The organism is Vicinamibacterales bacterium (assembly GCA_036496585.1).
Lineage (GTDB): Bacteria > Acidobacteriota > Vicinamibacteria > Vicinamibacterales > 2-12-FULL-66-21 > JAICSD01.
In genome coordinates this window covers 165,424-171,539 of record DASXLB010000028.1, presented here as the reverse complement: position 1 = coordinate 171,539, position 6,116 = coordinate 165,424, and the positions used below count along the sequence as shown (strand labels likewise).

Genomic DNA, 6,116 nt, shown 5'->3' with positions numbered 1-6,116 from the left:
TGGGACGAGTTCTACGCCGTCAAGCCGCTGCCAGAGCTGGCCGCGCAGGGCGCGTCGGTGCTCCTCAACATCAATGCCTCGCCGTATTACCCCGGCAAGCGGCGGATTCGTGAGCGGCTCATTCAGGAGCACATCGCCGCGCTCGGGCGGCCGATCGTCTACGTGAACACGGTCGGCGCCGCCGACAACGGCAAGAACATCATTCCGTTCGACGGCGAGAGCCTTGTCTACGACGCCTCGGGTCGCCTCGTCGCGATCGGCAGCGCGTTCGAGGAGGACCTGCTCGTCGTCGACCTGCCCAGCCACGCGCGCGGCGCCAAGACGGACAGCGATGCGGACGGGCCCGCGCTCGCCCTGCCGGCGGACGATCGGGAGCGCGAGATCTACGACGCGCTGGTCATGTCGCTCACCGACTACATGCGCAAGCTCGGGTTCACGCGCGCGATCGTCCCGGTGTCGGGCGGCATCGACTCGGCGCTGGCGGTCACGATCGCGGTCGACGCGCTCGGCGCCGGCAACGTGTCGGCCTTCAACCTGCCGTCGCGGCACAACACGGACACGACGCGGTCGATCGCGGCACGGCTGGCGCAGACCCTGGGCGTGCAGTACGGCGTCATCCCGATCCAGGGGATCGACGAGTGCGTGCGCGGGACGTTCGAGGAGCATGCGCACCGGATCCAGCACAACCTGACGCGCGAAAACCTGCACGCCCGCATCCGCGGCCTGCTGATGATGGCAGAATCGAACGACACCGGGGCGCTGCTGATCTCCTGCGGCAACGAAACCGAGATCGCGCTCGGCTACGCGACGCTCTATGGCGACATGTGCGGCGGCCTGTCACTGATCGGCGATCTCTCGAAGACCGACGTCTACCGCCTCGCCCGCCACGCCAACGCGCGGCACCGACGGGAGATCATTCCCGAGGAGACCTTCCGGATCGTGCCGTCGGCCGAGCTCGCCGACAACCAGTTCGATCCGTTCGACTACGCGGTGGTGGCGCCCATCGTCGGCGAGCTGGTCGAGCGTCGTGCCGGACCGGCCGATCTCGTCCGGCAGTTCGAGACGCGGACGCTCGATCCGGCGCGCTTTCCGCCCGACGACCAGGGACGCACGCCGTATGACAAGTTCACGTCCGAGTCGTTCCGCGCGGTCGTCGCCGACGCCGGGCGCCGTATGCGGCGGTCCGTCTACAAACGCCTGCAGGGCCCGCCGATCGTCGTCGTCAGCGAGCGCGCGTTCGGGTTCGATCTGCGCGAGACGATCATCAGCGGCTGGGAGGGATGAGCGGCGTCAGGTTCGGCTCGTGTGGGACTGACTTCAGATGTTCCCGCAACAAGTCCACACCAAAGTCTCCGTTGAAGTCGCGCCACACCGAGTGGATGTGATTGCCGTCGTTCTGCGAGTTGTCGTACTCGACGAGAAAGGTCGGTCCCTGTAACCGGTAGTAGTGCTTCTTGCCCTTCTCCGTTTCACCAGCCCACGCGAATGCGATGTTGTCGAGGCCGGCCTTTTTCAGACGCTCCATCCGTTCGGCGGCGATGTCGGGAACCATGTAGCCGGCGTAGACGTCGACGAGCGCCATCAGCTTCTCTCTCTGCGCCGGCGTCATCGCCGACGCTTTCACGCCGAGGGGCGATTGCGGGTCGGCCGCCAGCTTGTTCGACGTCAGCATCTCGTTCGGCGCGGCGACGTTGACGATGGCGGTCGTCTTCTGCGCGGCGTCGAGCGAGTCGAGCAGGGCGCGGCCGGCGTCCTCCTCAGGGCCGAGCACGCGCGTGCCCCGGGGCGCGGCATCGGGCACGTCGACGCGTACCTCTGCGGGATTGCTGCCAAAGAAGCTCGGAGTGCTCGAGGTCAGCGCGCCGTTGACGAGGTCGAAGCGGACGGAGACGTGATGGCCCTCGAAACGCCAGCCCCACGCCTTCTTGTCGCCGGGTGTGCCGAACACGCTGAACTGATACGCCTCGTGATCGCGCGCGAACTGACCGTTCGGCCCCTCCACCGATTTGAGGATGTTCTCGAGCTCCATGATCGAACGGGCCGTGGTAAAGCCGCGCGCGCTGAGGCCGGTCTTCAGCAGGCTCCAGGCCAGCGTCCGCTGCGTCTCGGACATCTCTTTGATCTGGACCCCCTTGCGCGGAAACTGCTCGTTCGGAACGTAGTGCCAGTGCGTCCGCTCCTCGGAATCGAACGGAAACGTCGCGCGCTGTTTCTGATCGGCGCTGAGCGAGGCCAGCCACGAGCCGGCGGCGCCGGACATCGCGGCCACCGACCGCTGCGAGGCATACAACGAGCCGCCGATGCCGACGGCGACGAGAACGACAGCGGCGACCACGCGTTTCATGCGGGGAATCCTAGCAGATAGCTGAGCCGTGCGCGGCCGCCCACGACCGGCACCTGCCCGGCCTCCCAGCGCATCGGCGCCGAGCCGCCGCCGAGGGCGCGCATCTCGTCGGGCGAATACGCGCGCAGCTGGGAAACGATCCCGTCCCAGCAGCAAGTGAACGGGACAAGCGGAACGAGATAGGTCCAGAGCAGTCGCCGCCAGAGAAATGGACGCATGAACGGCGTCGCCAGCAGGACGAGGATCGGCGTCAGGAGCGCGACCGGAATCAGCGCACGCCAGCGGCGCTCCGAGATCTCGAAGATCGCGATCGGCTGCCGCGCCGCGGCGGCGGCGTGCAGCACCGCCCGCGCGTCCTCCGGCTTCAGGTGATGGAATGCGTTGAAGAGTGTCCGCAGGCCAGGGAGCGCGGCGGGCACGGCGCGCGCGTCGACCGGCGAGCGTTCGTAGTCGATGCGGCCGTCCGACTGCGCCGCGATCGCCTCGAACGCGGGGATGTTCGGGTAGAGATCGGTCATCATCACCGTGGCGGGCCGGCCTTCGTCGGCGAGGTCCTTCACGAGCAGCAGCAGCGGACCCGAACCGCCCGAGCAGAGGTCGATGATGTTCGTGGTCGCGGCCGCGTCAAGCACACGCTTGACGAGCGGGGCGATCGCGCGATCGAAACGCAGCCGCGTCTGCACGAACTGCAGGTAGTCGGTCGCGAGATCGCGAATCGTGCCAGGAAACCACGACTGATCTTCGAGCTCGATCAGCTGGAACCGACGCATCACGGAATCATCTTCGGGAACACGTACGCCTGCAGCATCACGATCGTTCCCATGATCGTGGCCAGCGCCACGCTGTGCCAGAACACGAAGCGCAGGATCTTCCCTTCCTGTCCGGTCTGGCCCGTCGACGCCGTCGACACCACGATGCTCTGCGCGTCGATCATCTTGCCCATCACGCCGCCGGTGCTGTTGGCGGTGACGATGAGCACGGGGTTGAAGCCGAGCTGCTGGGCGGTGATCTTCTGCAGACTGCCGAACAGGACGTTGGAGCTCGTGTCGGAGCCGGTCAACGCGACGCCGAGCCAGCCCAGGAGGGTCGCAAAGAACGGATAGAGCCGTCCGGTTCGCGTGAAAGCGAGCCCGAGCGTCGCGTCCGTGCCGCCGTAGCGGGTCACGAAGCCCAACGCGAGCATGATCATGATGGTGGCGAGCGGGACGCGCATCCGCCGGAGCGTCGACAAGGCGATCATCAGGAGCTGTCCGGGGCGCACGCGCAGGTAGATGGCGCTCGCCAACGTCGCCAGCAGGATGGCGGTCCCGGTCGCCGACGCCCAGTTCAGCGAGAAGACCGCCGCTTCCGCGTGTCCGTTTCGATACGCGGCGTCGTCGATGCGCGTCCGATCGATACGCGTGGTCACGACCGGAAAGTCGCGGAAAACCGTTCGATGCAGCCCTGGGACGTCGATCGATGGCGACCACACGGGTCCGCTCAGCGCCGCTTTGGTTGCCGGCAGCCCCCAGACGATCACCGCGACGCTGAGGAATACCCATGGCATCCACGCCCGTGCGACGGATCCGCCCCGGACGGCCGTCTCATGCGAAGCGACGGCAAAGGTGGTCTGACCCCGGTCTGACCCCGGTTTGACCCCGGTTTGACCCCGGTCCGTGGCGGCGACTGTTGCGTCTTCCCAGCGATCCCGCGGCTGCCACACGCGGCAGAACAGCGTCAGCATCGCGATTGACGCGAGGCCGCCGGCGATGTCGACAAGCTCGACGCCGACGTAGTTGCTCCACGCGAACTGCACCAGCGCGAACGTGCCGCCGCAGACCGCGACGGCCGGCCATACCGCGCGCAAGCCGCGCCAGCCGCTCATCGTCACCACCAGCCACGCCGGCACGACAAGGGACACGAACGGCAGCTGCCGTCCCGCCATCACGCCGATCGTCGCCGCCGGAATACCCGTGACGGCGCCGAGCGTCAGGATCGGCGTGCCGATGGCGCCAAACGCGACGGGCGCCGTGTTCGCAATGAGTGACAGGCCAGCGGCGTACAGCGGCGTGAACCCGAGCCCCATCAGGAGGGCGGAACAGATCGCGACCGGCGTCCCGAACCCCGACGCGCCTTCGATGAACGCCCCGAACGCGAACGCGACGAGCAGCGCCTGGATCCGTCGATCGGCCGAGAGCCGGCCGACCGACGCCTTGAGGACGTCGAACTGCCCGGTCGCGACCGTCACGTCGTAGAGGAACACGGCGTTGATCACGATCCAGCCAATCGGCAGGAATCCATACGCCGCGCCGTAGATCGTCGTCGCCGTGGCCGTGCGTATCGGCATCCCGTAAACAAAGACCGATACGGCCAGCGCCGACAGCAGTCCGAGGAGCGCCGCGCGGTGCGCACGCCACTCGAGAAGACCGAGCGCCGCCAGCAGGAGCACGATCGGCAGCGCCGCCGCAGCCGTGCTGAGCCACGGCGACGCGAGCGGATCGTAGCTCTGGACCCAGGACACGGCGGGGCCATCATAGATCCGAACGGCTTCGCTCCCTGGACTCGCCGACGCCCGTCCCTCGCTCGCGACCGCCGTCCAGACGGATCGCCATGTTCACGGCGTCGGATGTGGTCTAGAATCTCGCGTGCCCATCGTCAATATCGAAGACTTCCGGCAGGCGGCGCGCCGGCGGTTGCCGCGGCCGGTGTTTGAGTACATCGACGGCGGCGCCGATGGCGAAGTGACGCTGCGCGAGAACGTCCGCGCCTTCGAAGACATCAGCCTTCACCCGCGATCGGCGGTCGATTCTCCGGCGATCGATCTCTCGACCACCATCCTCGGCACGCCGATCGCGATGCCGATCATCCTGGCGCCGGTCGGCAGCAGCCGCATGTTCTGGCCGCGGGGCGAGGCGGTCGCCGCGGGCGTCGCCGGCGATGTCGGCACGATCTATTGCCTGTCGACGCTCTCGGGCACGCCGCTCGAGGAAGTCAAGGCGGCGACGACGGGCCCCGCCTGGTTCCAGCTCTATCTCTGCGGCGGCCGCGACATCGCCGCGCAGGGCGTGCAGCGCGCCAAGGAAGCCGGCTACTCGGCGCTGGTCCTGACGATCGACACCGCGGTCGCCGGCATGCGGGAGCGCGATCTGCGCAACGGCTCCAAGGAGATGATCACCGGCAAGTGGCTGCCGATGCTCCCGTATCTTCCCGAGATCATCCGGCACCCGGCGTGGCTGCGCGGCTTCCTCGGCGATGGCGGCCTGATGCAGTTCCCGAACGTCAGGCTGAAGGACGGGCCGATGCCGTACGCCGATGTCGCCGCCGCCCTCGCTCAGTCGACGGTCACCTGGGACGACCTGAAATGGATCCGGCAGATCTGGGATCGGCCAATCATCGTCAAAGGGGTGCAGATCGCGGACGATGCGCGCCGCGCCGCCGACGCGGGGGTCCAGGCAATCGTCGTCTCGAACCACGGCGGCCGCCAGCTCGATACGGTGTGGCCGACCATACGCGTGCTGCCGGATGTCGTGAAGGCGGCCGGTGATCGCGTCGAGGTGCTGCTCGACGGCGGCATCCGGCGCGGCAGCGACGTGGTGAAAGCCCTGTGCCTCGGCGCCAGGGCCGTGCTGATCGGCCGCGCCTACGCCTATGGCCTCGCAGCGGCCGGGGCGCCCGGCGTCCGGCAGTCGATCGACATCCTGCGCGCCGATCTGCACCGCACGCTGAAGCTGCTCGGGTGCGCGTCCGTGCGGGACCTCGGCGCGTCGTACGTCAGCCGCGATCGCTGGTAGAT

At 68.0% G+C, this 6,116-nt stretch carries 5 protein-coding genes; 2 read left to right on the top strand and 3 right to left on the bottom strand.

Annotated elements, in window-relative coordinates:
* A partial coding sequence (gene nadE / locus VGI12_09460; protein HEY2432885.1) for an NAD(+) synthase occupies positions 1-1,284 on the top strand: 1,284 nt, incomplete at its 5' end.
* On the opposite strand, the gene VGI12_09455 is transcribed toward nadE, so the two are convergent.
* From VGI12_09455 to VGI12_09445, 3 genes are read right to left on the bottom strand one after another with little or no spacing between them, the layout of a single operon-like run.
* Positions 1,265-2,344: a DUF3500 domain-containing protein gene (locus tag VGI12_09455; protein ID HEY2432884.1), complete on the bottom strand. Its 1,080-nt coding sequence runs from the start codon at positions 2,342-2,344 to the stop codon at positions 1,265-1,267. The two genes, nadE and VGI12_09455, sit on opposite strands and share 20 nt — an antisense overlap.
* Positions 2,341-3,114, bottom strand: coding sequence for a hypothetical protein (locus tag VGI12_09450; protein HEY2432883.1), 774 nt, complete (start codon positions 3,112-3,114; stop codon positions 2,341-2,343). The genes VGI12_09455 and VGI12_09450 overlap by 4 nt, the downstream gene beginning before the upstream one ends.
* The gene (locus VGI12_09445; protein HEY2432882.1) at positions 3,114-4,844 is read right to left on the bottom strand and encodes a lactate permease LctP family transporter; all 1,731 of its coding nucleotides are present in this window, start codon (positions 4,842-4,844) and stop codon (positions 3,114-3,116) included. The genes VGI12_09450 and VGI12_09445 overlap by 1 nt, the downstream gene beginning before the upstream one ends.
* Positions 4,845-4,968: 124 nt before the next feature.
* Between VGI12_09445 and VGI12_09440 the strand changes: the two genes are divergently transcribed.
* Positions 4,969-6,114: an alpha-hydroxy acid oxidase gene (locus VGI12_09440; protein ID HEY2432881.1), complete on the top strand. Its 1,146-nt coding sequence runs from the start codon at positions 4,969-4,971 to the stop codon at positions 6,112-6,114.
* Positions 6,115-6,116 lie beyond the last annotated feature (2 nt).